General features: G+C 72.1%; 16 protein-coding genes. 6 read left to right on the top strand and 10 right to left on the bottom strand.

Translation table 11 applies throughout. The features are described from left to right. Window positions 1–126 precede the first annotated feature (126 nt). Window positions 127–4050 carry a type VII secretion protein EccCa gene (gene eccCa, locus Sm713_RS12250; protein WP_212911962.1) on the top strand — a complete coding sequence of 1308 codons (3924 nt, stop codon included), beginning with the start codon at window positions 127–129 and terminating at the stop codon, window positions 4048–4050. An 80-nt stretch (window positions 4051–4130) separates the two neighbouring features. Here the strand turns inward: eccCa and Sm713_RS12245 are convergent, their stop codons facing one another. Next, window positions 4131–5060 (bottom strand): DMT family transporter, encoded by a 930-nt coding sequence (locus Sm713_RS12245; protein WP_212909656.1) that lies wholly within the window; start codon window positions 5058–5060, stop codon window positions 4131–4133. A gap of 107 nt (window positions 5061–5167) precedes the next feature. On the opposite strand from Sm713_RS12245, the gene Sm713_RS12240 reads away from it, so the two are divergent. Beyond that, window positions 5168–5764, top strand: a complete 597-nt coding sequence (locus Sm713_RS12240) for a TetR/AcrR family transcriptional regulator (RefSeq protein WP_212909655.1) — start codon at window positions 5168–5170, stop codon at window positions 5762–5764. Between the two features lie 137 nt (window positions 5765–5901). Here Sm713_RS12240 and Sm713_RS12235 read toward each other — a convergent pair whose 3' ends face one another. Both Sm713_RS12235 and Sm713_RS12230 read right to left on the bottom strand, forming a co-directional pair. Continuing rightward, window positions 5902–7098 carry a S8 family serine peptidase gene (locus Sm713_RS12235; RefSeq protein ID WP_212909654.1) on the bottom strand — a complete coding sequence of 399 codons (1197 nt, stop codon included), beginning with the start codon at window positions 7096–7098 and terminating at the stop codon, window positions 5902–5904. Window positions 7099–7412: 314 nt separating this feature from the next. Next, on the bottom strand, window positions 7413–10745 hold the full coding sequence (locus tag Sm713_RS12230) for a right-handed parallel beta-helix repeat-containing protein (RefSeq protein WP_212909653.1): 3333 nt from the start codon (window positions 10743–10745) through the stop codon (window positions 7413–7415). Window positions 10746–11074: 329 nt separating this feature from the next. Between Sm713_RS12230 and Sm713_RS12225 the strand changes: the two genes are divergently transcribed. Both Sm713_RS12225 and Sm713_RS12220 read left to right on the top strand, forming a co-directional pair. Continuing rightward, a complete protein-coding gene (locus Sm713_RS12225) occupies window positions 11075–14122 on the top strand; it encodes an SMI1/KNR4 family protein (RefSeq protein WP_212909652.1) in 3048 nt (1015 codons plus the stop codon). A 351-nt stretch (window positions 14123–14473) separates the two neighbouring features. Beyond that, window positions 14474–14875, top strand: coding sequence for a hypothetical protein (locus Sm713_RS12220; protein ID WP_212909651.1), 402 nt, complete (start codon window positions 14474–14476; stop codon window positions 14873–14875). A gap of 148 nt (window positions 14876–15023) precedes the next feature. On the opposite strand, the gene Sm713_RS12215 is transcribed toward Sm713_RS12220, so the two are convergent. The 4 genes from Sm713_RS12215 to Sm713_RS12200 form a co-directional block, all read right to left on the bottom strand. Continuing rightward, window positions 15024–16121 carry a helix-turn-helix transcriptional regulator gene (locus tag Sm713_RS12215; RefSeq protein ID WP_212909650.1) on the bottom strand — a complete coding sequence of 366 codons (1098 nt, stop codon included), beginning with the start codon at window positions 16119–16121 and terminating at the stop codon, window positions 15024–15026. Window positions 16122–16336: 215 nt separating this feature from the next. Next, window positions 16337–16987: a hypothetical protein gene (locus Sm713_RS12210; RefSeq protein WP_249416250.1), complete on the bottom strand. Its 651-nt coding sequence runs from the start codon at window positions 16985–16987 to the stop codon at window positions 16337–16339. 250 nt (window positions 16988–17237) lie between these two features. Beyond that, on the bottom strand, window positions 17238–18713 hold the full coding sequence (locus Sm713_RS12205; RefSeq protein ID WP_212909649.1) for an MFS transporter: 1476 nt from the start codon (window positions 18711–18713) through the stop codon (window positions 17238–17240). A 305-nt stretch (window positions 18714–19018) separates the two neighbouring features. After that, window positions 19019–19522, bottom strand: coding sequence for an ArsI/CadI family heavy metal resistance metalloenzyme (locus Sm713_RS12200; protein ID WP_212909648.1), 504 nt, complete (start codon window positions 19520–19522; stop codon window positions 19019–19021). 79 nt (window positions 19523–19601) lie between these two features. Between Sm713_RS12200 and Sm713_RS12195 the strand changes: the two genes are divergently transcribed. Further along, window positions 19602–19973: a helix-turn-helix transcriptional regulator gene (locus Sm713_RS12195; protein WP_212909647.1), complete on the top strand. Its 372-nt coding sequence runs from the start codon at window positions 19602–19604 to the stop codon at window positions 19971–19973. Between the two features lie 75 nt (window positions 19974–20048). After that, a complete protein-coding gene (locus tag Sm713_RS12190; protein WP_212909646.1) occupies window positions 20049–20486 on the top strand; it encodes an arsenate reductase ArsC in 438 nt (145 codons plus the stop codon). Window positions 20487–20595: 109 nt separating this feature from the next. On the opposite strand, the gene Sm713_RS12185 is transcribed toward Sm713_RS12190, so the two are convergent. The 3 genes from Sm713_RS12185 to Sm713_RS12175 are packed head-to-tail and all read right to left on the bottom strand — an operon-like array spanning window position 20596 to window position 22226. Next, window positions 20596–21450 carry a helix-turn-helix transcriptional regulator gene (locus tag Sm713_RS12185; RefSeq protein ID WP_212909645.1) on the bottom strand — a complete coding sequence of 285 codons (855 nt, stop codon included), beginning with the start codon at window positions 21448–21450 and terminating at the stop codon, window positions 20596–20598. Between the two features lie 19 nt (window positions 21451–21469). Further along, entirely contained in the window at window positions 21470–21994 is a 525-nt protein-coding gene (locus tag Sm713_RS12180; protein WP_212909644.1) for a DUF6879 family protein, read from the bottom strand. Continuing rightward, window positions 21966–22226: a hypothetical protein gene (locus tag Sm713_RS12175; RefSeq protein ID WP_212909643.1), complete on the bottom strand. Its 261-nt coding sequence runs from the start codon at window positions 22224–22226 to the stop codon at window positions 21966–21968. The genes Sm713_RS12180 and Sm713_RS12175 overlap by 29 nt, the downstream gene beginning before the upstream one ends. Window positions 22227–22420: the final 194 nt, after the last annotated feature.

Below are 22420 nucleotides of genomic sequence, written 5' to 3'. Positions count from 1 at the left end.
ATACCGGCCCTTGTTACCTCTCCGCGGCCTCGCCAGGCAATCGAGGGACGGCAGATCAGCCGAAAAGGAGCCGGTTAGTTGAGTGTTGTGCTGTTCCGCCGTCCCGCCCGCCGCCGCGGTCCGGAGATGCCGGAAGGAGAGCTGAGCCTTCAGGAACCGCCGACACTGCCGGAGACCGTACCGGACAATTCCGCAGTCTGGACGTATGTCCCGATGGCGATGATGTCCCTCTCCATGATGCTGATGTTCCTCCGCCCCGGTGGCGGCGGTGTGTTCACGTACATGGCATTCGGTGTTCTCATCCTCGCGGCCGTCGCCATGCTCGTGGGCCAGGTCATGCGCAAGAGCACCGAGCGCAAACAACGTCTCGTCGGCGAGCGCCGGGATTACCTTCGCTACCTGTCGCAGACCCGCGGCCGTGTGCACCGCGCCGTGATGGAGCAGCAGGCGGCGCTCGCCTGGCGCCACCCGGCTCCGGTGGCACTGCGTTCGATCGTGCGCACCACCCGCCTGTGGGAGCGCCGCGCCAAGGACGAGGACTTCGCGGAGGTCCGGGTCGCGGTCGGCGACCAGCAGTTGGGCATGCGGCTGACCCCGCTTTCCACCAAGCCGGTGGAGGACCTCGACCCGCTGTCCGCACACGCACTGCGGCGGTTCGTGCGGGCCTACAGCACCGTGCCCGACCAGCCCATCGCGCTGTACCTGCGGTCGTTCTCGCGGGTGCTGCTGCGCGGCGACGAGACGTCGGCCCGGGGCCTGGTGCGTGCCGCGCTGTGCCAGCTCGCGCTGTTCCACGCGCCGGACGAGCTGTGGATCTCGCTCTGCGTCGCCGACGAGCGGCGCTCGGAGTGGGAGTGGGCGAAGTGGCTGCCGCACAGCCTGCACCCGCAGGAGCAGGACGGCGCCGGCCCGGCCAGGATGATCGCGTCGGCCTTCAATGACCTTGAGGACCTGCTCGGCGCCGAGTTCACCGAGCGCCCCACCTTCGACCCGGAGGAACTGCCCGGCCGCGAGGAGCCGTTCACGGTGATCGTGGTGGACGGCGTGACCGTGCCCGCCGGCCACCGCCTGGACGGCCCCGGCTTCCGCAACTGCGTGGTCATCGACCTGTCCGGGTCCCTGACCTGGCGGCCCGGGCGCACCACCCTCCGCCTCGACGTGCAGCCGAAGTCCCTCAAGCTGGTGCGCACCGACCGCACCCGCAAGGAGCAGACGACGGTGCTCGGGCGGCCCGACACCATGGGCCGGGGCGGCGCCGAGTCGCTGGCCAGGATGGTGTCCCCGTTCCGGATGGGCCTGTCCACCGACGCCATGGAGCCGCTGGCCGCCGACGTGGAGCTGACGACCCTGCTCGGCATCCCGGACCTGTACCGCCACGACCCGACGACGCTGTGGAAGCGCAGCACGGCCACGTCGCGGCTGCGGGTACCGGTCGCGGTGGGCGCCGACGGGCTCCCGGTGGACCTCGACATCAAGGAGTCCGCCGAGGGCGGCATGGGCCCGCACGGCATGCTGATCGGTGCCACGGGCTCCGGCAAGAGCGAGCTGCTGCGCACCCTGGTGCTGGCCCTCGCGCTCACCAACTCCTCGGAGACGCTCAACTTCGTCCTGGTGGACTTCAAGGGCGGTGCCACCTTCCTGGGCCTCGACGAGCTGCCGCACACCTCGGCGATCATCACCAACCTCTCCGAGGAGGTGGCCCTGGTGGAGCGCATGCAGGACGCCCTCCACGGTGAGCTGATCCGCCGTCAGGAACTGCTGCGCGCGGCCGGCAACTACAGCTCGGCCCTGGAGTACGAGAAGGCGCGCGCCTCGGGCACCCCCCTCGCACCGCTGCCCAGCCTCTTCGTGGTGGTCGACGAGTTCAGCGAACTGCTCGCCGCACACCGCGAGTTCATGGACCTCTTCGTGATGATCGGCCGCCTCGGCCGCTCCCTCGGCGTCCACCTCCTGCTCGCCTCGCAGCGCCTCGACGAGGGGCGCATGCACCAGCTGGAGAGCCACCTGTCGTACCGCATCGGCCTGCGCACCTTCTCCGCGATGGAGAGCCGGGGCGTGCTGGGCGTGCCGGACGCCTACCAGCTTCCCTCCCAGCCCGGCAGCGGCTACCTGAAGAGCGGTGTGGAGGCGCTGACGCGGTTCCGCGCGGCCTACGTGTCGGGTGGCTACCGGCGCCGCCGGGGTGCCGTGGCGCAGGCCCGGGTGGCCAGCCAGGTGGTGCCGTGGACCGCGGACTACGTGGTGCCGCGCGCCCCCGTGCAGTCGGCGGAGCCGGAGCCGGTCGAGGAGGAGACCGAGGGCGGCCCGTCGCTGCTGTCGGTGGCCCTGGAGCGACTGCGCGACTCCGGCCCGGACGCCCACGAGGTCTGGCTGCCGCCGCTGGGCCTGCCGCCCACCATGGACGCCCTGCTGCCCGGTCTCGCCCCCGACCCGGCGCGCGGCCTCACCGCCGCCGGGTGGCCGGGGACGGGCAAGCTGCGGGTGCCGGTCGGCCTGGTCGACAAGCCCTTCGAGCAGCGGCGCGACCCGCTGGTGGTGGACCTGTCCGGAGCCGGCGGCCACGTCGGCGTCGCCGGCGGCTCGCAGAGCGGCAAGTCGACCGTGCTGCGCACCCTCATCACCTCGCTCGCGCTCACCCACACACCGCGCGAGGTGCAGTTCTACTGCCTCGACTTCGGCGGCGGCACGCTGGCCGCGCTGGCCGGCCTGCCGCACGTCGGCGGTGTGGCCGCGCGCCTCGACAGCGAGCGGATCAGCCGTACGGTCGCCGAGGTCAACGCCGTCCTGACACACCGCGAGCAGCTCTTCCTCGACCACAACATCGACTCGATGTCGACGTACCGCAGGCGCCGCGCGGCCGGCGAGTTCGCCGAGGAGCCGCACGGCGACGTCTTCCTCGTGGTGGACGGCTGGGCCACGCTCCGCTCGGACTTCGACGCCCTCGTCCCCGCGTTCAACCAGCTCGCGGCGCGCGGCCTGAACTACGGCATCCACCTGGTCATCGGCACGGCCCGGTGGATGGAGATGTCGGCGCAGGTGCGCGACCAGCTCGCCACCCGGCTCGAACTGCGGCTCGGCGACACCATGGACTCGGTGGTCGACATCCGCAAGGCGGCCACCGTGCCCCGGACCCCCGGCCGCGGCCTGACCGTCGACGCCAAGCTCCACTTCCTGTCCGCGCTGCCGCGCATCGACACCAAGGAGAGCGCCGAGGACCTCACCGACGGTGTGGCCCACATGGTGGAGCAGGTCGCCGGCAACTGGTCCGGACCCGTCGCCCCGAAGGTGCGGATGCTGCCGCACCGGCTGCCGGCCGCGGAGCTGCCGCAGTCGGAGATCGACGCCACCTCGACGGGCCTGCGCATGCCGCTCGGGTACGACGAGGAGACCCTCTCCCCCGTCTGGCACGACTTCAGCCGCACGCCCCACCTGGTCGCGGTCGGCGACACCGAGAGCGGCAAGACCAACCTGCTGCGCCTGGCCGCCGCCGCGATCACTACCCGGTACACCCCGGCGCAGGCCCGCGTCCTGGTGGTGGACTACCGGCGCGAACTGGTGGAGGCGGTGCCGGAGGCCTACCGGCTCGGGCACGCGGTGTCCCTCGACGCGCTGCGGGAGCTGGTGGGCGGTTCCGCGCGGGCGCTCAAGACCCGGCTGCCCGGCCAGGACATCACCCCGGCGCGCATGCGGCAGGCCGACTGGTGGAGCGGCCCGCGGCTGTTCGTGCTGGCCGACGACTACGACATGATCGGCGGCGGCAACGCCTTCGACCACCCCTTCGCACCGCTCTTCGAGTACCTGGCCCTCGGGCACGAGGTGGGCCTGCACATGGTGGTGGTGCGCTCGGCCACGGGTGCGGGACGGGGTCTCAACGACCAGTTGCTGCGGCGCCTCGACGAGGTGAACACGCCTGGGTTGCTGATGTCGTGCCCGCCGTCGGAAGGGTATGTCTTCGGCAACATCAAGCCGCGGAACCTGCCGGCGGGGCGTGGGCAGTACATCGCACGGCGGAAGGCGACGCTGATCCAGACGGCGGTGCTGGGGGGTTGACGGGTCGGGGGTGCCCCGGGCTCGGGGTGCCCCCGGCTTCCCTCCCCCCCCGCAGGCTCCTCTGCGAGAAGGCGGAGGCATCAGGACCGCTGTCCGGCCGGTCTTGGTGCCTCCGCCGTTTCCGTTCGCCCCGCGAAGTGCCTGCTCGACGACGTGCCGCCTCGATGGACGACGACCACCGCCGCCAGACCGAGGCCCAGGCCGAGAGCGGTCTGAACGCCGAACGGTTCTCCGAACATCAGCGCTCCCCACACCGCCGTGACGGGAGCCATGAGGAACATGAGGGTGTTCACCTTGGTGACTCCCGAGCGCCGCAGGATGACCCAGTACAGCCCGTACCCCCCGAAGGTGGAGAAGACCACGAGCCAGGCGATCGCGCCCCAGAACGCGAACGAGGCGGGCGGCCGAGCGGCTCCGGTGCCCGCGGCCAGTGCGGTGAAGACGACGGCGCTGGTCAGGCAGTGCGTGGTCATCGCCGCCACGGGCGCGACCCTCCTGCGCGAGCGGCCTTCGAAGAACGTGGCCGCCACCAGCGACAGCATGCCGAGAAACGGTATGAGGTAGGCCCACCAGGCCACACCGCTGCCGGATGAGGCGTCGGCGGTGGTGACGATGACGACACCGCCCACCCCCATGCACAGGCCGAGCCACTGCCGGCGCGAGACGTACTGGCCCAGGAGCGGTCCGGCGAGCGCTCCGGCGACCAGGGGCTGCACACCGTCGATCAGGGCCGTGGTGCCGCTGGCGACCCCGAGCTGGATCGCGTAGTAGACCGTGAGCAGGTAGCCACTCTGCGACAGGACCCCGATCACGGCCTGCCGTGCCACGTCCCGCACCGCGAGCCCGCGCCACGCCACCGTGGCGGCGGCGATGACGATCAGGACGACGGCAAGCGGCAGGAATCTCCACATCAGGATGGTGACGGCGGACGCGCTCCCCGCGCCGAGCCTGGCCCCGATGAACCCGGAGCTCCAGCAGACCACGAAGGCGATCGAGAGCAGGAAGTTCACACCCCACCTCCACTAAACAGATCGGTATACTCCCTCCTCGTGGACACTATACAGATCGGTATACTCCCTCCTCGTGGACACTATACAGATCGGTATACTTCTGGAGCATGGGCACTACGGAGAAGCCGCGACGGATCACCATGACGCCTGCCGCACGGCGTGTGCTGGCGGCGGCTGAGAAGCTGTTCTACGAGCGCGGCATCCATGCCGTCGGCGTCGACCTGATCGCCGCCGAGGCCGGGGTGACGAAGAAGACCCTCTACGACCGGTTCGGCTCGAAGGAACAGATCGTCGTGGAGTACCTGGTGGATCGCGACGAACGCTGGCGGGCCTTCCTCGCCCGCCACCTCGACGCCGCACGCCCACAGCCGCCGGCGCCCGTCCTGGCCGTCTTCGACGCCTCACGCGCGTGGTCTCGGGAGAACAGCCCCAAGGGATGCAGCATGGTCAACGCCCACGCCGAGATCAGCGACGCGTCCCATCCCGCGTATCCGGTCATCACCGGGCAGAAGGAGTGGATGCTCGCGCTCTTCACCCGCCTCGCCCGCGACACCGCCCCGGACCGGGCCGACCAGCTGGGCATGACTCTCACGCTGCTCCACGAAGGAGCGCTCGTCGCCCACGGCCTGGACATCTTCCCGGACCCCATCGGCCAGGCGCGCGAGCAGGCACGGGTTCTCCTCGCGGCGGCCGGGAACGCGTGAGGCAGAGCCCACGTGCACGCCCTTCGTACTAGCCCAGGGCCGCCGGGTCAGCCCCGCACCCACGCCTTTCGTTCTCACCCGGGCCGCCGGGGTCCGTCCCCCGCTCACGCCCTCCGTGCGTGCCCGGGGCCGCCGGGTCAGTCCCGAGCGGGGCGCCAACGGCGGGCGCGGCCGCGGGGGACGACGACCGCTCCCCAGCCGACGAGCAGGACCACGACGGCGCCGAGGGCGGCCAGCAGCAGGGCCCGCTGGGTGACCTGCTTGCCCGCGGCGGTCGACGGCAGGCTCACCGGAGCGGTGTGCCGGGCCGCGGCCCCGGGGCGGTGCACGGCGGTGTCACCGACCGAGGTGACGGACGCGTAGGGGTCGAGCCGGGGCACGGACGCCGGATAGGCGGCCGTGATCAGCCGCTTCGCGACCTGAGCGGCGGTCAGCTCGGGGTACGCGGACCGCACGAGGGCGGCGGTGCCGGCGACGTAGCCCGCGGCCAGCGACGCGCCCGAGCCGATGAAGTGGCCGGTGCCCTTGGGGCCGATGCCGATCACACCGACGCCCGGCGCCGACAGGTCGGCGTCCAGCGGGTTGAGCGCGGTTCGGGGGCGGTTGCCGTTCTGGTCGACCTCGACGACGGACAGCACGCCGGGCTCGGCGGCCGGCCAGTAGTCACGCGGCGGCGGTGTGGACGCCCCGGTCTTGCTGGTGGCGTCGGGCACCGCGGCGGCCACGACGAGCGCGTCGTGGTCCGCGGCGTAGGAGACCGCGGACTTCAGCGCGTCGGAGTCCTCCTCCAGGGCGGGCGAGACGTCCACGACATCGGCGCCGGCGTCCACCGCGGACCGGATCCCGGACGCCACCGTGGCGGCGGTGGCCTCACCGCGTCCGTCCGTGCCCCGCACCGCGAGCACGTGCGCCTGCTGGGCCACCCCCGCGAAGTGGACGCCCTTGGTCGGCGCGGCGGCTATCAGCCCGGCGACGAAGCTGCCGTGCCCCACGCAGTCCTCGGACGCACCGCCGACCTGGGTGACCACACCGGACAGGGTGGGCGCCGACGCGGACACACCGGTGTCGACGACCGCCACCTTCACCCCGGCGCCGTTGGCGAACCCCCACGTCCTGGGGAGTTCGAGGCTCCGCTGCTCCCACGGCGCCGCCTGCGCCGTCTTGGCCGACGCTCCGGTGCAGTCGTCGTCGGGCCGCAGCTGGGAGGGCATCACCGGTAGCTTCACGTCCCCCTGGGACGCGGCCGAGGCGACCGCGGCGGTGCCGATGGTCGTCGCCGCGAGGAGTGAGGGGAGCAGGACCGCAAGGGTGCACCTGAGGGTCGGACCGCGCATGTGGGCATCCTAGGCCGTAGGTGTGGGCGTCCACACAGCGGTGTCCTCTGCCCTGGATCGGGGCGGAGCCCCGCCGAGGGGCGCGGGGTACTTCGCGACGAGCCACGACGAGACAGTCAGGTCGTCGCCGTCCCGAGGGGGCTGGTTCTGTCGTCTCCGGACCACCGGCCGGTGGTGGGTTGCTCGCGCAGTTCCCCGCGCCCCTGAATGCGTGCCCTGGGCCGTCGAGTTGCCGCGTCACACGCCCCCGCGGCGGAGCCTCCCCCACTGCCTCAAGGGCGTGGGAGATGCCCCCAGGCACCGTAGGACGCCGCCTACCCCACGTTCGCCCGCGGTGTCACGTCCTCCGGAAGCAGCGTGCGCAGGTCCTCCAGGCTGGGTGCCGCCATCGCGCTCAGCCGGCCCGCCTGGCGGGTCATCATGCCCTCCAGGACCTGGCGGGCGAGGCGCGCGTTGCCGAACGTGCGGTCGCGCGGCAGCGTGTCGAAGTACTCGCGCAGCAGCTGACCGGTGCCCGTCGCGCACTCGTAGCCGGACGACAGGGCGTGCTGGCGGACGATGGTGACCAACTCGTCCGAGGAGTAGTCGGCGAACTGCACGCGCCGGGAGAACCGCGACGACAGGCCGGGGTTGGAGGTCATGAAGCGCTCCATCTCGGCCGTGTAGCCGGCCACGATGACGACCACCTCGTCGCGGTGGTCCTCCATCAGCTTCAGCAGCGTGTCCACGGCCTCCTGGCCGAAGTCGGAGCTGCCCGCGGACCCGGAGGGTGTGAGGGTGTACGCCTCGTCGATGAACAGCACGCCGCCCAGGGCCCGTTCGAACATCTCACGGGTGAGCTGCGCGGTATGGCCGATGTACCGGCCCACCAGGTCCGCGCGTGCCACCTCGACGAGCTGGCCGCGGGGCAGCACGCCCAGCGACACGAGGAGCTCGCCGTAGAGCCGGGCGACGGTGGTCTTGCCGGTACCGGGCGGACCCGTGAAGACCAGGTGGTGGCTGATGCGGGGCGCGGGCAGCCCCGCGGCCTCCCGCCGCTTGGCCGTGGAGAGCAGGTTGACCAGGTCCGTGACGTCCCGCTTGACGGCGGCGAGGCCCACCAGGTCGCCGAGGCGGGCCAGCGGGTCGCTCTCCTGCTGGACGTCCCCCGGCGCCGCGGAGACGGCGGCGGCCGCGGCCTCGCTGACGTCCTCCGGGAGCAGCAGTCTGAGATCCCGCTCGGTCATGTCCGTCAGGCTGCCCAGCCGCATCGCCTGCCGGTCCACCATCTCCTCGAACACCTGCCGGGCCGCACGGCCGTTGCCGAACGACGCGTCCCTCGGCATCCGCTCGAAGTGCACGGTGAGCGCCTTGCGGGTGGAGTCCTCCAGCTCGTACTGGTGCTGGGCGCACATGCTCTCCATGATCGCGACCAGTTCCGGCACCGAGTAGTTCTCGAACTCGACCGTGCGGGAGAAGCGCGAGGCCATGCCGGGGTTGGAGGCCAGGAACGTCTGCATCTCCGCGGAGTAGCCCGCGGCCACCACGACGACGTCCTCGCGGTGGTCCTCCATCAGCTTCAGGAGGGTGTCCACGGCCTCCCGGCCGAAGTCGGCTCCGGAGCCGCGCCCGTCGGAGAGCAGGGTGTACGCCTCGTCGATGAACAGCACACCGCCCAGGGCGCGCTGGAACGTCTCCGTGGTCTTGATGGCCGTGCCACCGAGGACCTGCGCCACCAGGTCGGCCCTGGAGACCTCCACCAGGTGCCCGGAGCGCAGCGCGCCCAGCCTGGCGAGGATGGTGCCGAACAGCCGGGCCACGGTCGTCTTGCCGGTGCCGGGCGGGCCCGCGAAGATCAGGTGCCGGCTCATGGGCGGCGCCGACATGCCGAGCCGGGCGCGGCGCTGGGCGAGCTGGGTCAGGTTGACCAGGGTGCGCACCTGCTGCTTGACGTTCTCCAGGCCGATGAGGGCGTCGAGTTCGGCGAGCGGTCCCTCGTCGCCGTTGAGCCACGCGTCGTCGGTCTCGATGCCGGGCGCCGCCGCGGGGTCGGTGCCCTCGGCGTCGCCGAGGCCCCAGGCGTCCCGCTTGCCGTTGCCGGTGCTGGTCAGGCCCTCGACGGCGACCCGGTCGGCGACCTTGGCCTGGATGAGCCCGCCACCGGCGTTGTCCCGCGCGGTGCAGTTGACGACGGAGACGGGCGCGGTGGTCTCGATGCGGAACCCGTCCTTGCCGCTGCCGCTGATCTCGCAGGCGTTGAACGAGCCCCGGGCCCCGTCGGAGATCAGCACCCCGTACTGGGTGCTGGAGCGCACCTGGAGCCGGGTGGCGGTCGCCTCGCCGCGCTCCTCGACGGTGACACCGGTCTCGGCGGCGTCCTGGATCACGCAGTCGCGCGCGGTCAGGGCGCCCTCGGGGCCGATGGACAGGCCGGTCGTGCCCGGCGAGGTGATGCTGCCGCCGCCGACGTAGACGTTGCCGTCGTCCTCGACCCGGACGCCAGAGCCGCCCGCCCGGTCGATCTCGCAGTCCTCCAGCCGGCCCCGGCCGCCCTTGACGACCTCCACGCCGTGGCCGCCCGGTGCGCTGATGCGCGCCCGGCGCACCAGCGGGTTGGCGCCCGTGCGGATGGACAGGCCCGCGCCGGCCGCCTCGACGATCTCCAGGCGGTCGAGCTCGGCCGTGGACTCCTCCTCCAGCAGCACCGCGGACGCCTCGCAGTCACGGATCGTCAGGCCGATCAGCACGGGCGAGGCGGAGCCGCCGACGCGCAGCGCGGGCGCCTGGGCGCTCTCCAGCCAGCAGTCCTCGAAGGTGCCGCGCGAGGCGTCGGCGACCACCAGGCCGTGGTCCTTGGTGCGGGCGGTGCGGCAGCGGCGCAGCACCGGGTCGGTGCCGCCGCTGAGTACGATGCCCGGCCCGCTGGTGCCGCCGACCCTGACGTCCTCCACGATGTTGCGGACCCCGCTGCTGAGGTGGAGGCCGATGGTGCCGTCGTTCACGACGGTGCGCAGCACCTGGGTGTTGCTGTTGCCCTCCAGGGCGATGGCCGGCTTGTCGGTCGAGGAGATGTCGCAGTCCTCGACGGACCCCTCCGCCTCTCCGTTGGCCAGTACGCCGTTGCCGCGGGCGTCGCGGATGGTGCAGCCCCGCACCGTGACGCGGCCCTGCTCGCTGATCACCACCGCGGACGTCTTGAAGTGCTCCAGCGTGCAGGACTCCAGGGAGCTCTCCACGGCGGAGGTGGCGACGAAGCCGGCGCCCGCGCGGTTGCTGATCCGGCAGTCCCGCATGGCCACGGAGCCGTTGCTGCGGGCCACCAGGGCGGCCCAGGCGGAGCCGACGATGTCGCAGCCGTCCATGGCCAGCTGCCCGCGGGGCGCGTCGATGACGGGCAACTCGTCGTCACGGCCGCGCAGCACGAGGTCGGTGAGCCCGACGGCGTCGGCTATGAGAGTCAGGGCGCTGCCGCTGCGCGGGGCTATCTCGACGGTGCCGCGGGCCTGCTCCGCGACGATGGTGACGCGGGTGGTGATGGTGAGGTTCTCGGCGTACGTCCCGGGCTGGACGCTGATCACCGCGCCGCTGCGTGCCCTGGCCAGGGCATCTCCGATCGTCGGATAGCCATCGGCCCGTCCCGGGCCGACCGTCAGTACCTGGCGTGACACGCGCGAATCCTCCTCTAGCGGACACCGGTGGCCCCCGGGCCGGGATGCCCAACAATGGCAGCCCCATCATGCCGGGCTCCATCCGGCCAAGCCAGCGGTGGCTTCGCGCGCGCATCCGGCGATCGGGCTCCGGGTCCAGTGTCCGACGGCCCCGGCACCGGGTCGGCGGGGGGGGTGCCGGCCGCGGCAACCCCGGTGCCGAGAGCGCCAGGTAAGCACCGCCCTGTCCGCCCGCCGCGCCGGAGACGGTGCCGCGGGGACGGGTCGATGTCACACCGCTCCACTACGGTCACGCCTGAATCCAGCCAACGACACCCCAAGGGGCAGCCGTGCAACCGATCTACGCGGACTTCTCCGTGACCCCGGCCAGACTGGGCAACGTGACGTCGAGGCACGGCGGCTGCGTGCAGCGCGACGGCCACCTCGGCCTGCTCGCGGGCGGGTCCGTCGAGTTCGCCTTCGACCTGGCGGAGGAGGACGTCGTGTACGGCGCGACCCTCTGCGTCACCTCCATGGTCCCCCTGGACGACGAGCCCTGGGGGTACCTGCGGATGGAGGTGCTCCTCAACGGCGAGACGCTCTTCGACTCGGTCATCGTCTCCCAGCGGGACTCTCCGTCGGACTCGAACCTCGGGATACCGGGCGACCGCCTCTTGCCCGGCCGGAACACGCTCGTGCTGCGCGCCCGGCCCGACGCGCCCGGCACGCTCAGGCTGCACCGGGTCACTCTGGACCCGTCGAACCGCCCCGGACAGTCGCTGCGGGCCCTCACCGACCTCGACGCGCCGCGGTCGGTGTTCGCCTTCGACACGCAGGCGCGGCCCGACGGCGGCGGCGCCTGGCGGGCGGGCCGGCCGGTGCTGGTCCACCTGGACCGCGAGGGGCCCGCGCTGCTGCGGCAGCTGTCCTGGCGCAACGCGGACGGCTCCGAGGCCGCCGTCGCGTTCCAGAGCGGGATGACCGAGTTCTACGGGCACCACCGCACCGCGGACGGGCAGGGCGCGGAGTTCCGCGGACGGCTCTCCGCGGCCCGGGTGTTCCCGGCGGGCACCGAGGGCGTCGTCGTCCACAGGTTCCACACCCAGGAGGGCTGGGGCGGCGGCTGGCACGCGTCGGGGGACCTGCGGCTGGCGGTCGAGGACGGCAGCGGCGACGTGGCCCGGATCAGCTGGCGCGACCAGCGGGACGAGTCCGGCTCCGTCGTGCTGCGGACGCCCCCGCCGGGCTCCGGGCGCGGCGAGGTCACGGGACTCGTCGCCACGGTCCGGGCCGACCGGGAGAACCTGCGCGGCGGCGAGATCGCCGACAACCTCCTCGACGGCGTCCGGGGCGCCAAGTGGCTGGCCTTCAGCGACCGCGCGGACCTGCTCTTCTCCTTCGACCGGCAGGTCACCGTCCGGCACTACGTCCTCGTCTCGGCGAACGACTTCGCCGAGCGCGATCCGCGCGACTGGACCCTCGAAGGCTCGAACGACACCCGGAGCTGGACGGTCCTGGACTCCCGGACCGGAGTGTCCTTCTCCGAGCGCCACCAGCCGCGGGCCTTCACCTTCGCGGGCGAGAGGGCCTACCGCCACCTGAGGCTGCGGATCTCCCGGACCGGCTGCGACGTGGTCCAGCTCGCCCAGGTCCGCTTCTTCGAGGCGGCGTCGCCCGCCCTGGGTTTCACCGGCTTCTACCAGCGGGTGGGCGAGGGCCCGATCGGCTACCGGGGGACGGCCGCGGAACCGGCCGGGCCCAGGGAGCCCGAGCCCTTCGCGGGGTCCGCCGCGGGCGCGTTCGCCGGACGGCCGATGACCCCGTTCTCGAACGTCGCCGCGTCGGCGCTGACCGCCGCGGTGCCCGGCCGGCCCCTGTCCCGGGCCGCCACCGCAGGGGTGCCGGCGAAGGCCGGTGAGCCGGTCCGGGCCACCGCGCCGGCTGAACACGGTGAGCCGGTCGAACTCGGTGAGCCGGTCGAGGCCACCGCGCCGGCCGATGCCGGTGAAGCGCTCTCCACCGTGGAGCCGGTGAGCGCCTTCTCGGAGCCGGTGAGCGCCTTCGCGGAAGCAACCGCCGCCGTCCCCGCCGAGCCCGCCTCGCCCACCGTCGCCGCCGAGCCTGGGGAACCCGCCGAACCCGCCGAACCCGGCGAACCCTCCGCGCCCGCCACCGACCCCCGCCTCACGACGGTCGACGGATGGCGCGCGTTCCTCCGCGAGTACAGCGCCGACTTCCTGCGCGTCGCCGACGAGAACGAGCGCTTCAACGTCACCGACGAGCAGACGGAGAGCGGCTGGCTGGGCTTCGAGGGCGCTGGCGAGGCGGAGATCGCGGAGCTGGAGGGCAGGCTGGGCACCCCGCTGCCGCCCAGTTACCGCACGTTCCTGGCCACCTCCGACGGATGGCACCAACTCGGCTCGTCCATGTGGGAGATGCGGACCGCCAAGGAGGTCGGCTGGTTCCGCGACGTCGAGCCGGAGACCTGCGACATCCTCGACGAGGGCGACGACGAGCTGGGCGCGCTCGTGCGCCGGGGACTGCTGATCTCCCGGGAGGGCGACGCGGAGTACTGGTTCCTCGATCCCGAGACCGTGTCCCCGGACGGGGAGTGGGCCGCGTACACCTGGTCGAGCTGGGCGTTCCTCAGCGACGAGTACCCCTCGTTCGCGGCGCTCGTGGCCGCGGAGCGCGAGGCATGCGAGGAGCTCTGGGGCCAGGACGGCCGCCCGGTCCGCACCGAGGGCGCGGACGAACTGGTCGCCGAGGGCAGGGCGCTGGCGCTGCGCGGCGAGGTGGACGCCGCGCTGGCCGCGTTCGACCGCGCCACCGTCAGGGGCTCGGGCGCCGGCCTCTACCTGAAGTCGCTCCTCGGCGCGTTCCTCGACCTCAGGAACGCCCATCACACGCTCCGCAACAGCGTGCTGTCCACGCCGCACGTGGCGGCCGCGATCGGCCCGGAGCGGATGCGCGCCGAAGCGGTCCCGCTGTTCCTGCGCGCCTTCGAGGCCGACCAGCACGCCCGGCCTGAGCACTACCTGCCGATGGTGCGGGAGTACCTGCCCGAGACGGACACGGGTTCCCCGACCGGTCCGGACGCCCGGGAGTACTGGCTCGCCCGCCGGGCCGCCTTCGTCCCGCCCGTCCTCGACGAACCCTCCGCGTTCCAGAAGGCGCTCGCCCACGCCCGGCACCACGTGGCCATCGGCGACCCCGAGGGGGCCTGGAACATGGTGCGCCACTCGCTCACCCACTGGCACTCCGACGACCCCCACGCCATCGCTCCGGTGATCCTCCTCACCGATCCCGCCTTCCGCGAGGTCGTCACCGACCGCCGGGCACGCCTGATCGTGCGCACGCCCCGGGGAGAGGGGAGGGCGCCGGAGGCCGGGGGGTGACGCCGGAGGCCGGCGGATGAGCCGGGGCGGGTGCGGCGAGGGGGTGGGCCGCGGCACCCGGGGCGAGGCGGACGCCCTCTCCGGGGCACGGCGCCGCGTTGTGGGACCGGGGCAATGTCCGGTGGCGTGTCGGGTGGCGGCGGTGCTCCAACAGTGCGGACGGGGGCCGTTGTCCAGCATTGTTCACAGCCCCGTTCCGGCCGGTGACCAGGGCTTTCCAGGCCGGTAGACCTGTGGCCCCGACGGGACGTCCGCAGCCGGACGTCCCGACAGGACGTCCGCAGCCGGATCGGCGACGGCGTCCGACACCCGGCCCGCCGTGCGGGCCACCGCCACGAAGGAGAGACCGCAATGCACCGTCCCCGTCCAACAGCGCTGCTCGCCGCGCTCACCGCGCTCACGGCGTGCGCGGCGGCCACCGCTCTGGCCGCCGGCCCCGCCGCCGCGTCCGAGCAACCCGACCCGCACGGTGTCACCGGCACCGTCGACGCGCCGGCGGGCCTGAACCTGCGCTCCGGGAGCCCCACCGGAACGGTCGTCGGCACCATGCCGCGGGGCACGCGGGCCCACGTCGACTGCTGGGTTCCGGGACCGTCGGTCACCGGGCCGTTCGGCGCGACGACCGTGTGGGACGCGGTGGACAGCTACACCACACCGACCGGCGACATCATCGACTTCAACGGGCGCGTCCTCGCCTCGGACGCGTGGATCGACACCGGCGGCGACACGTCCCGCATGGTCCCGCGCTGCTGACGGGCCGCCGCCGGGCCGGGTGACCGGCCCGGCGGGGCACAGCCGACCGCTACAGGCGCCCGGCCGACCGCCACGGGGGTGCGGCCGGCCGGGCGCCGTCGTTCGCCACGCGCGTCCCGCACGGCCCCCGGCCCCGGTGGGCGGGGGCTCAGGGCGCGGCGGGCTGGAAGCACGACGTCCGCGCGTGCTGGCCCGTCTTGCCGGCCTTGGTCACGAACGCCTCGACGGACACGCATCCGTGGACCGTCGACAGCACGTTGCCCCAGCTTCCCGGCAGCTTCTGGTCACCGGTGTACTCGGACGGGGCCCGTCCCCCGTCGGGGTCGCGGCGGGCGACGATGTGGGCGGTCCAGGCGTGGGAGACCCGGCCCTGGAGGTAGCCCCAGGCCGCGCGGCACGCTCGCGAGTACATCAGGATGACGGTGCCGTAGGTGCTGCCGTCGGGCCACTCCACCGGTTCCCAGTCGAGCTGCTTGGCGTCGGCGCGGCAGCCGTCGTCGTAGGGGTCGGTGCCGTCCCGCGCGGGCGCCGCCGCTGCGGCCGTCCCGCCGGGTGACTCGGCCGGCGCGCCCGTCGCGGCCCCCGACGCCGCCCCTGACCTCGCGCCGTGGTCCGTTCCGATGCCCGGCACGAGCACCGCCGCGGCCGCCGCCAGGCAGACGGCGAGCACGGCCGCGACGAGCCAGCCGGCCTTTCGCCGGCCCGGCGCGGACCGGGGGCCCGCCGCGCCGGCTCTCGGAGCGCCTTCCGCCCCTGCCTCCGGTGCGGACGCGGACGCCGCGGACGTGGACGTGGACGCGGACCCGACCCCGGCCCCGGCTGCCGCTGATGCCGCCTCAGTTCCCTCTGCGGCCGCCCCTGGTGTGGCCGCCGCTGGCGTGCCGGTCTCTGGCGTGCCGGTCTCTGCCGTGCCGGTCTCTGCCGTGCCGGTCTCCGGCGTGGCCGAATCGGGTGCGTCGCTCTCTGCGGCGCTCTCCGCGGCGCTCTCCTGGCCGTCCGCCAGCTCCCACAACTGCCTCCAGTGCGCCGGGTCACCGCCGCACGCCTGGACGAACGCCTCGGTGACCACCCAGCTCGGCGCGGTACGGCCGCTCTCGGCGGCGCTGAGGGCGGAGGGCGAGTATCCGGTGCGCTCGGCGAGCCGCCGCAACGTCATGCCGCTGCCGTCCCTGAGCTCCCGCAGCCGCCGCGCCAGGTGGGCACGCGGCCCGTCGCCGGCCACCGGTGCCCTCTTCCGTCCCGCCATGCCGTCCCCCTTCGACCCGCACGCGCCGGCGTGGTCTGAGATGTCCGGGCGTGTGCCTCACAGTGTCCTGACGTGCGGGCGTCAGGGTAAACGGGTCGTTCGGCCAGCCGGCAGGGGGCGTTCGGCGGTCGTCCGCGTGAGATCGCCGAGGGCTCTCTGGCCAGGCCCTGGAGTGGCTGAGGCAGAGGCCGCAGACGAGGTCGAGGGCCGGCCGGTCAGCCCTGCGGCGGTGGCAGGAGATCGGCGTGGTGGACCGTGTACCCGCCTCTGGTGACGGGGGCGTACGGGGCCGGGGCCATGCAGGTGCCGACCTCTGCCTCCGGGGTCTCGTCCGTGCCCTTGCCGGGCAACAGGTTCACACCGTTCCAGGAGAACCCGACGCGGTCCTTGCTCCTGCCCGCGTCCGCGCCGCCGTCGAGGACACTGAACCCGATCCGCTTACCGAGGTCGGGCGGACCGCCCGGGCTGACCTTGGTGATGACGGCTGTGAGGATCGCCGTGCGCGGCCCTGTGACCAGGCAGTCCACCTGCCCCTCCGAGGTGTAGGTGATGTCCCGCTCGGCTGAGTAGTGCGACACCTTGACGGTGCCGCGGGCGTCGGTGGGCAGGCCGGTGGGGGCGTCGGGCAGGGGCCTGCTGTAGGGGGCGGCGTGGGCGTCGAAGGTGAACGAGCGGATGTCGTTGTCCGTGACGTACGGGAGAACGAACTCCGCCGCGCCGGTCACACTCGCGTACCGCGGTCTGTCCTTCTGAGGGGCTGACGCGGCGGATCGACCGGCTGACGCGGCGGAGACCGAGGTCAGGGCGGCGCCCAGGACGATGGTGGTAACCAGCGCGGCGGTGGTGCGCAGAACCGTGGATGTCACCGTGCACTCCTGGGGATCGGGGAAGAGGTTGATGCGTTGTCTGGACGCATGACCCGATCCTGTACGGCCGGCGCCGTCAGCTCGTCGGCCGCGAGCCGCAAGTGGTGAGCTCTTCCTCCGTTCGCGGGGGGAGTTGGAGTCGTCCCCAGGTCTCACACCAGCGCGGCACTGGGCTTCGGCCGCTGGGCCTCGGCCACTGGGCTTCGGCCGCGCCGGTGTGAGCAGGGGGGTCGGTGGTCGCCGCGCGCGCCTACGCCCCGACGGTGGGGCCCTGGGGGTCGACGTCCGTGCTGCCGGCCTGGGGGTCGGCGCCGGTGGTGGCGGCTTGGGAGTCCGCGCCGGTGCTGCCGGCCTGGGAGTCCGCGCCGGCGGTGGCGGCCTCGGGTTCGGCGGTGTCCGCGGTGGCGCCCCCTGGGCCGGCACCACCCGTGCGAGGTACCCGGGCGCGCGGCATGAGCAGCAGCGCGGCCATGGCGGCGACGCAGCAGCCCAGGATGTACCAGCTGATGCCGATGCTGGAGTTGGTGTCCTCCAGGATGGCGGCGGCGATGAGCGGTGCGGGGCCGCCCGCGATGACGGAGGCCAGCTGGTAGCCGAGGCCGGCGCCGCTGTAGCGGAGGTTCGCGTCGAAGCCCTCGGCGATCAGCGCCGCCTGCGGCCCGTACTGCATGTCGTGGAAGAACAGCGAGAGGACGATGGCCAGCAGGACGAGCCCGGAGTTCTTGGTGTCGAGCAGCGAGAAGTAGGGGAACGCGAACGCCCCGACGCAGACGATGCCGATGCCGTACGTCAGCCGGCGGCCGATGAGGTCCGAGACGTACCCCCACAGCGGGACGGTGACCAGTCCGATCGCCGCCGCCACCATGGTGTCGTCGAGCAGGTCCTGGCGGGCCAGGCCGAGGTGCTCGGTGCCGTAGCTGAGGACGAACGTGATGAAGAGGTAGAACGGCGCCTGCTCGGAGAGCCGGACGAACGCGGAGGTCAGCACCTCGCGGGGCTGCTCGCGCAGCACCTTGATGACCGGCAGGCGCTCCACCGTGCGGGTCCGCTTGATCTCGTCGAAGACCGGGCTCTCCAGCACGCGCAGACGCACGTAGAGGCCGATCCCCACGAGGACGAGGCTGGCGAGGAAGGGAACCCGCCAGCCCCAGCTGTCGAAGTCCTCGCCGGCCGCGGAGTCCATCAGGTTGACCATGCCGGTGGAGGCGAGCAGGCCGAGCGGCACGCCGAGTTGCGGCCAGCTCGTCATGAAGCCGCGCCGGCGCGGCGAGCCCCACTCCATGGAGAGCAGCACGGAGCCGCCCCACTCGCCGCCCACGCCGATGCCCTGGACGATGCGGAGCAGCACGAGGAGGAGCGGGGCGGCGAAGCCGATCGACGCGTAGCCGGGGAGCACGCCCATGAGGGCGGTGCTCAGGCCCATCAGGAGCAGGGTGATCACCAGGGTCGCCTTGCGGCCGACGCGGTCACCGATGTGCCCGAAGATCGCCGCGCCCACGGGCCGGGCCGCGAACCCCACGGCCTGGGTGCCGAAGGAGGCGAGGGCGCCGACGTACGGGGAGGAGCCCGGGAAGAAGAGGTGCGGGAAGACGAGGGCGGCCGCCGTGCCGTAGAGGAAGAAGTCGTACCACTCGATGGCGGTTCCCACCGTGCTGGCGACCACCGCTCGGTAGCGCTGGCCGCGTAGCGACGGGTCGGAGAGGTTGGTTGGGGCGTGCGTGGTCATGACGGCTCCTCCGCTCAGCAGGCGGACCATTGATCCACAGACAGATGCCGAGAGGCTGATGGCGCGAAGGCCGGCTGTCAAGACAGTTCACACGACGGAGCGGATCCGGTGCCCGGGGCGGCCGTGGTTGCCGGGGTGCCCACGGCGCCCGGGGTGTCCGGGTGGCCACGTGCACGGGGTGTCCGGGTGGCCACGGTGCCCGAGGTGCCCGCAGCGCCCGTCGCCGCCCATCGCCGCCGATCGCACGTCCTGGCCCCTCTCGCCTTCCCTCGGACGGGGAAGGGGTTGCCGTCCGCCGGCCGGCGTCAGCCGCCGCAGCCGCAACCGGCGGCCACCGGCACGGCTTCGGCGCCGGAAACGGCCGCATCGCTCGGCGCATCGCTCGGCACGGTGCTGGAGCAGCAGGCATCTCCGCCCGGGACCGAACTCCTGCCGAGCTGGTCGGCATCGGCCTTGACGACGTAGACCTCCCAGGGCTCCTTGCCGGGTGCGTGCACCCAGACCTTGTCCTGGAGGGCGTAGCAGCACGAGGTGTCGTTCTCCTCGAACGTGGCGAGTCCGGCGTCCTTGAGCCGGTTGGTGGCCGCGTCGACCAGGTCGGTGGACTCGACCTCCACCCCGAGGTGGTCGAGACGGGTCTCCTGCCCCGGCTCGCCCTCGATCAGGACGAGCTTGAGCGGGGGGTCGGCGATGGCGAAGTTCGCGTATCCCTCGCGGCGCTTGGCCGGCTCGGTGCCGAACAACTTGGAGTAGAAGGTGATCGACGCCTCAAGATCACTGACGCGCAGCGCGAGCTGTGCACGCGACATGACGTGACTCCCGTCTGGTTGTATTGATGCCTGTCGATTCAACCTTGCGACCTGCATAGAAGGATGTCAACATAGAAGCATGTCGAATCAGGGACTCGTGGTGCTCGACCAGACCGGGGAGGCGGGCGCCTGCTGCCCGGCACTGCTGACCGCCCCTCTCGACGAGGGGCAGGCGGTGGAGCTGGCCAAGGTGTTCAAGGCGCTCGGTGACCCGGTACGGCTTCGGCTGCTGTCGATGATCGCCTCGCAGGCAGGCGGCGAGGTCTGCGTCTGCGACCTCACGGCCCCCTTCGACCTGTCGCAGCCGACGATCTCGCACCACCTCAAGCTGCTGCGGCAGGCAGGCCTGATCGACTGCGAGCGGCGCGGCACGTGGGTCTACTACTGGCTGCGGCCCGAGACGGTCGACAGGCTCGCCGGCTTCCTGACGCGCCCTGCCGGCGATCGCTGATCGGCCTCATCCAGGTCGCGCGGTACGCCCGCCGCTTCTTCACGCCACACACCGCGCCCCAGAAAGCCCCCGCGCATGCCTGACACCGCCTCCGGCACCACGGTGCCGTCCGTGCTGTTCGTCTGCGTCCACAACGCGGGCCGCTCCCAGATGGCCGCCGCGTTCCTCACCCACCTCGCGGGCGACCGCGTGCAGGTCCGCTCCGCCGGATCCACCCCCGCCGAAGCCGTGAACCCGTCCGTCGTGGCAGCCATGGCCGAGGTCGGCATCGACATCTCGGCAGAGGCACCGAAGGCGCTCACCACCGACGCCGTTCAGGCGTCCGACGTAGTGATCACGATGGGCTGCGGCGACGCCTGCCCCGTCTTCCCCGGCAAGCGCTACCTGGACTGGCAGCTCGACGACCCGGCAGGCCAGGACGTGGAGGCCGTCAGGCCCATCCGCGACGAGATCGGGAAGCGGATCCGCACCCTGATCGACGAGATCGCCCCTGCGGGGCGGGGCGACCGCTGACGTTCACAACGGCGTTGAGGCAGCGCCCCACCGGGGCTGTCGTCAGCCTTGATGCCTTGCAACGGTGACGCATAACGACCTCAGGGCAGGCCAGAGCCGTATGCTGCGGTCAGCGGAGGGCATCGATCGCCTTCACCACGAGGGCTCGTGCCTCTGCGCCGTACACCGCCATCCGGCGCAGGCGATCGAACGCCTTCAAGTACAGGGCGATCTCACTTGGCTGGGTGATGTTCACCTGTGCTGACAGCAGTTCCACGGACACGAACGTGTCGTCATAGACGTGGAAGACTTCCTGTGGCCACATGGGGCGCTCGCGAGTTGCCGCGGGGATGATGCCGAGAGACACCGATGGCAGCGCGCCAGCCGTCAGCAGGTAGCCAAGCTGTGCGGCCATCGCATCCGTATCACCGAGCTGGTAGTGGAGAGCAGCCTCCTCCATGAGGATCGCGAACCGGTGCCCAGGCTCGGTGATGACGCGCGACCGCTGGACACGGGCGATGGCCGCTTCGGCGCCGTCGTTCACCGGGATCTCCCGGAAGTCGCCGATGGAGGAGAGCAGCGCGGCTGCGTACCCCTCCGTCTGTAGAAGGCCCGGGACCAATGTGGGCGAGTAGACGCGGAACAACCTGGTCTCGCGGTAGAACTCCACCCAACTCTCTTGTAACTGCTTCAGCCCGGCCCGTACCTGGTGCCGCCACTCCTGATACATCGACTCAGCGTTGAGAGACTGCGCCACCAGGTCGGCTGTCTGGTCCGAGGTCCCGCACGCATCACACCAGCGGCCGATGTCCCTGGCAGAGGGGGCGGTGCGTGCGTTCTCTATCCGGGACGTCTTGGCGTGGTGCCAGCCGCACCGGTCGGCCAGCTCAACGACCGTGAGACCCGCCGCCTTGCGAAGGTCGCGAAGCCGCCGGGCGACGGACGCGCGCGCGGCTTGGGCGGACGAGGACGGAGAGATGGGCATGGCCGGCCGGTGCTCCTGCTCAGCGGATCGCGTACTGGTCGTGCGGTGTGGCACGCTGCCAGACCGCCTCGAAGGCTTCGCTGCACAGCTTGGCAGCAGCAGGGTCGTCTGTGATCTCCTCGCCGGTCCAGGACCCGTCACCGGCGAAGTGGTTCCAGTGGACCCACTGATCGTCGAACAGCCAGAAGTCGTTTCCGGGTAGAGCGAGGTTCGAAGCTTGGCGACGAGACAGCCAGCGGACCTGCTCACCGGCGGCCACGTTGGTGAACGTGCCGTCGTACAGGAACTTCGCGTACTCGCTGACGGGTTCGGACACGATGCGAGCCCTGTGCACGGTCGCGCCTCGGCTGATGGTCCCTTGGATGACATCGAGCCACGGACGCCACCAAGAGTCGCGATCTGCCGGGTCATGACGGAAGCCGGCACGCCACTCGGCAAACGGGCCCTCCTCATAGTCGACCGCGTAGGAATCTCGCATCTCCAGGTGGACAGCGGTCCGACAGTGGGCGATCAGGTCATCGAATGTCGGCACGCTCGACGACATCGCACGCCTCCCTGATCATGTGCACCATCCTGGCGGGGATCCGGACCACAGTCTCGCTCTCGGGGATGCCAACGGCGTGGCCGGGCGCCTCAAACGCCGCGCATTCCGCTTCAAGCTGAGGGCTCGGCTTCCAGCCCTGGAAGACGAGTTCCTGCTTTTCCTGGTCAACCCAGACGGTGGGGCTCTGCTTGTCCCCAGTATTCGGGTCGATTCCGATGAACAGTAACGACACAGTGGCCTCCAACGGCTAGATGTGCAGTTCTGTGCGTAACCGTCCTTCAAGCGAGTCAGCGGGTCAAGAGGCGAAAGTGGCCAGCCACCTGGCTAGACCTATCTAAATGCACACTTCTGCACATCACTCGCAGCAGTGCCTACCTCACTCATAACTTCGGTGGCCCAGCATGGAGCCCCGCGGCCGGCAGCCCG

It is taken from the genome of Streptomyces sp. TS71-3 (genome assembly GCF_018327685.1).
GTDB lineage: Bacteria > Actinomycetota > Actinomycetes > Streptomycetales > Streptomycetaceae > Streptomyces.
Note: the sequence above shows the minus strand (reverse complement) of the source record. Positions and strands in the feature narration are given on the sequence as shown.

Coding starts and splice junctions, on each gene's coding strand:
- Sm713_RS12180 (WP_212909644.1), bottom strand. CDS start 21,994: ATGTCGTCGAGCGTGCCGACATTCGATGACCTGATCGCCCACTGTCGG.
- Sm713_RS12205 (WP_212909649.1), bottom strand. CDS start 18,713: ATGACCACGCACGCCCCAACCAACCTCTCCGACCCGTCGCTACGCGGC.
- eccCa (WP_212911962.1), top strand. CDS start 127: ATGCCGGAAGGAGAGCTGAGCCTTCAGGAACCGCCGACACTGCCGGAG.
- Sm713_RS12200 (WP_212909648.1), bottom strand. CDS start 19,522: ATGTCGCGTGCACAGCTCGCGCTGCGCGTCAGTGATCTTGAGGCGTCG.
- Sm713_RS12220 (WP_212909651.1), top strand. CDS start 14,474: ATGCACCGTCCCCGTCCAACAGCGCTGCTCGCCGCGCTCACCGCGCTC.
- Sm713_RS12240 (WP_212909655.1), top strand. CDS start 5,168: ATGGGCACTACGGAGAAGCCGCGACGGATCACCATGACGCCTGCCGCA.
- Sm713_RS12215 (WP_212909650.1), bottom strand. CDS start 16,121: ATGGCGGGACGGAAGAGGGCACCGGTGGCCGGCGACGGGCCGCGTGCC.
- Sm713_RS12235 (WP_212909654.1), bottom strand. CDS start 7,098: ATGCGCGGTCCGACCCTCAGGTGCACCCTTGCGGTCCTGCTCCCCTCA.
- Sm713_RS12190 (WP_212909646.1), top strand. CDS start 20,049: ATGCCTGACACCGCCTCCGGCACCACGGTGCCGTCCGTGCTGTTCGTC.
- Sm713_RS12195 (WP_212909647.1), top strand. CDS start 19,602: ATGTCGAATCAGGGACTCGTGGTGCTCGACCAGACCGGGGAGGCGGGC.
- Sm713_RS12185 (WP_212909645.1), bottom strand. CDS start 21,450: ATGCCCATCTCTCCGTCCTCGTCCGCCCAAGCCGCGCGCGCGTCCGTC.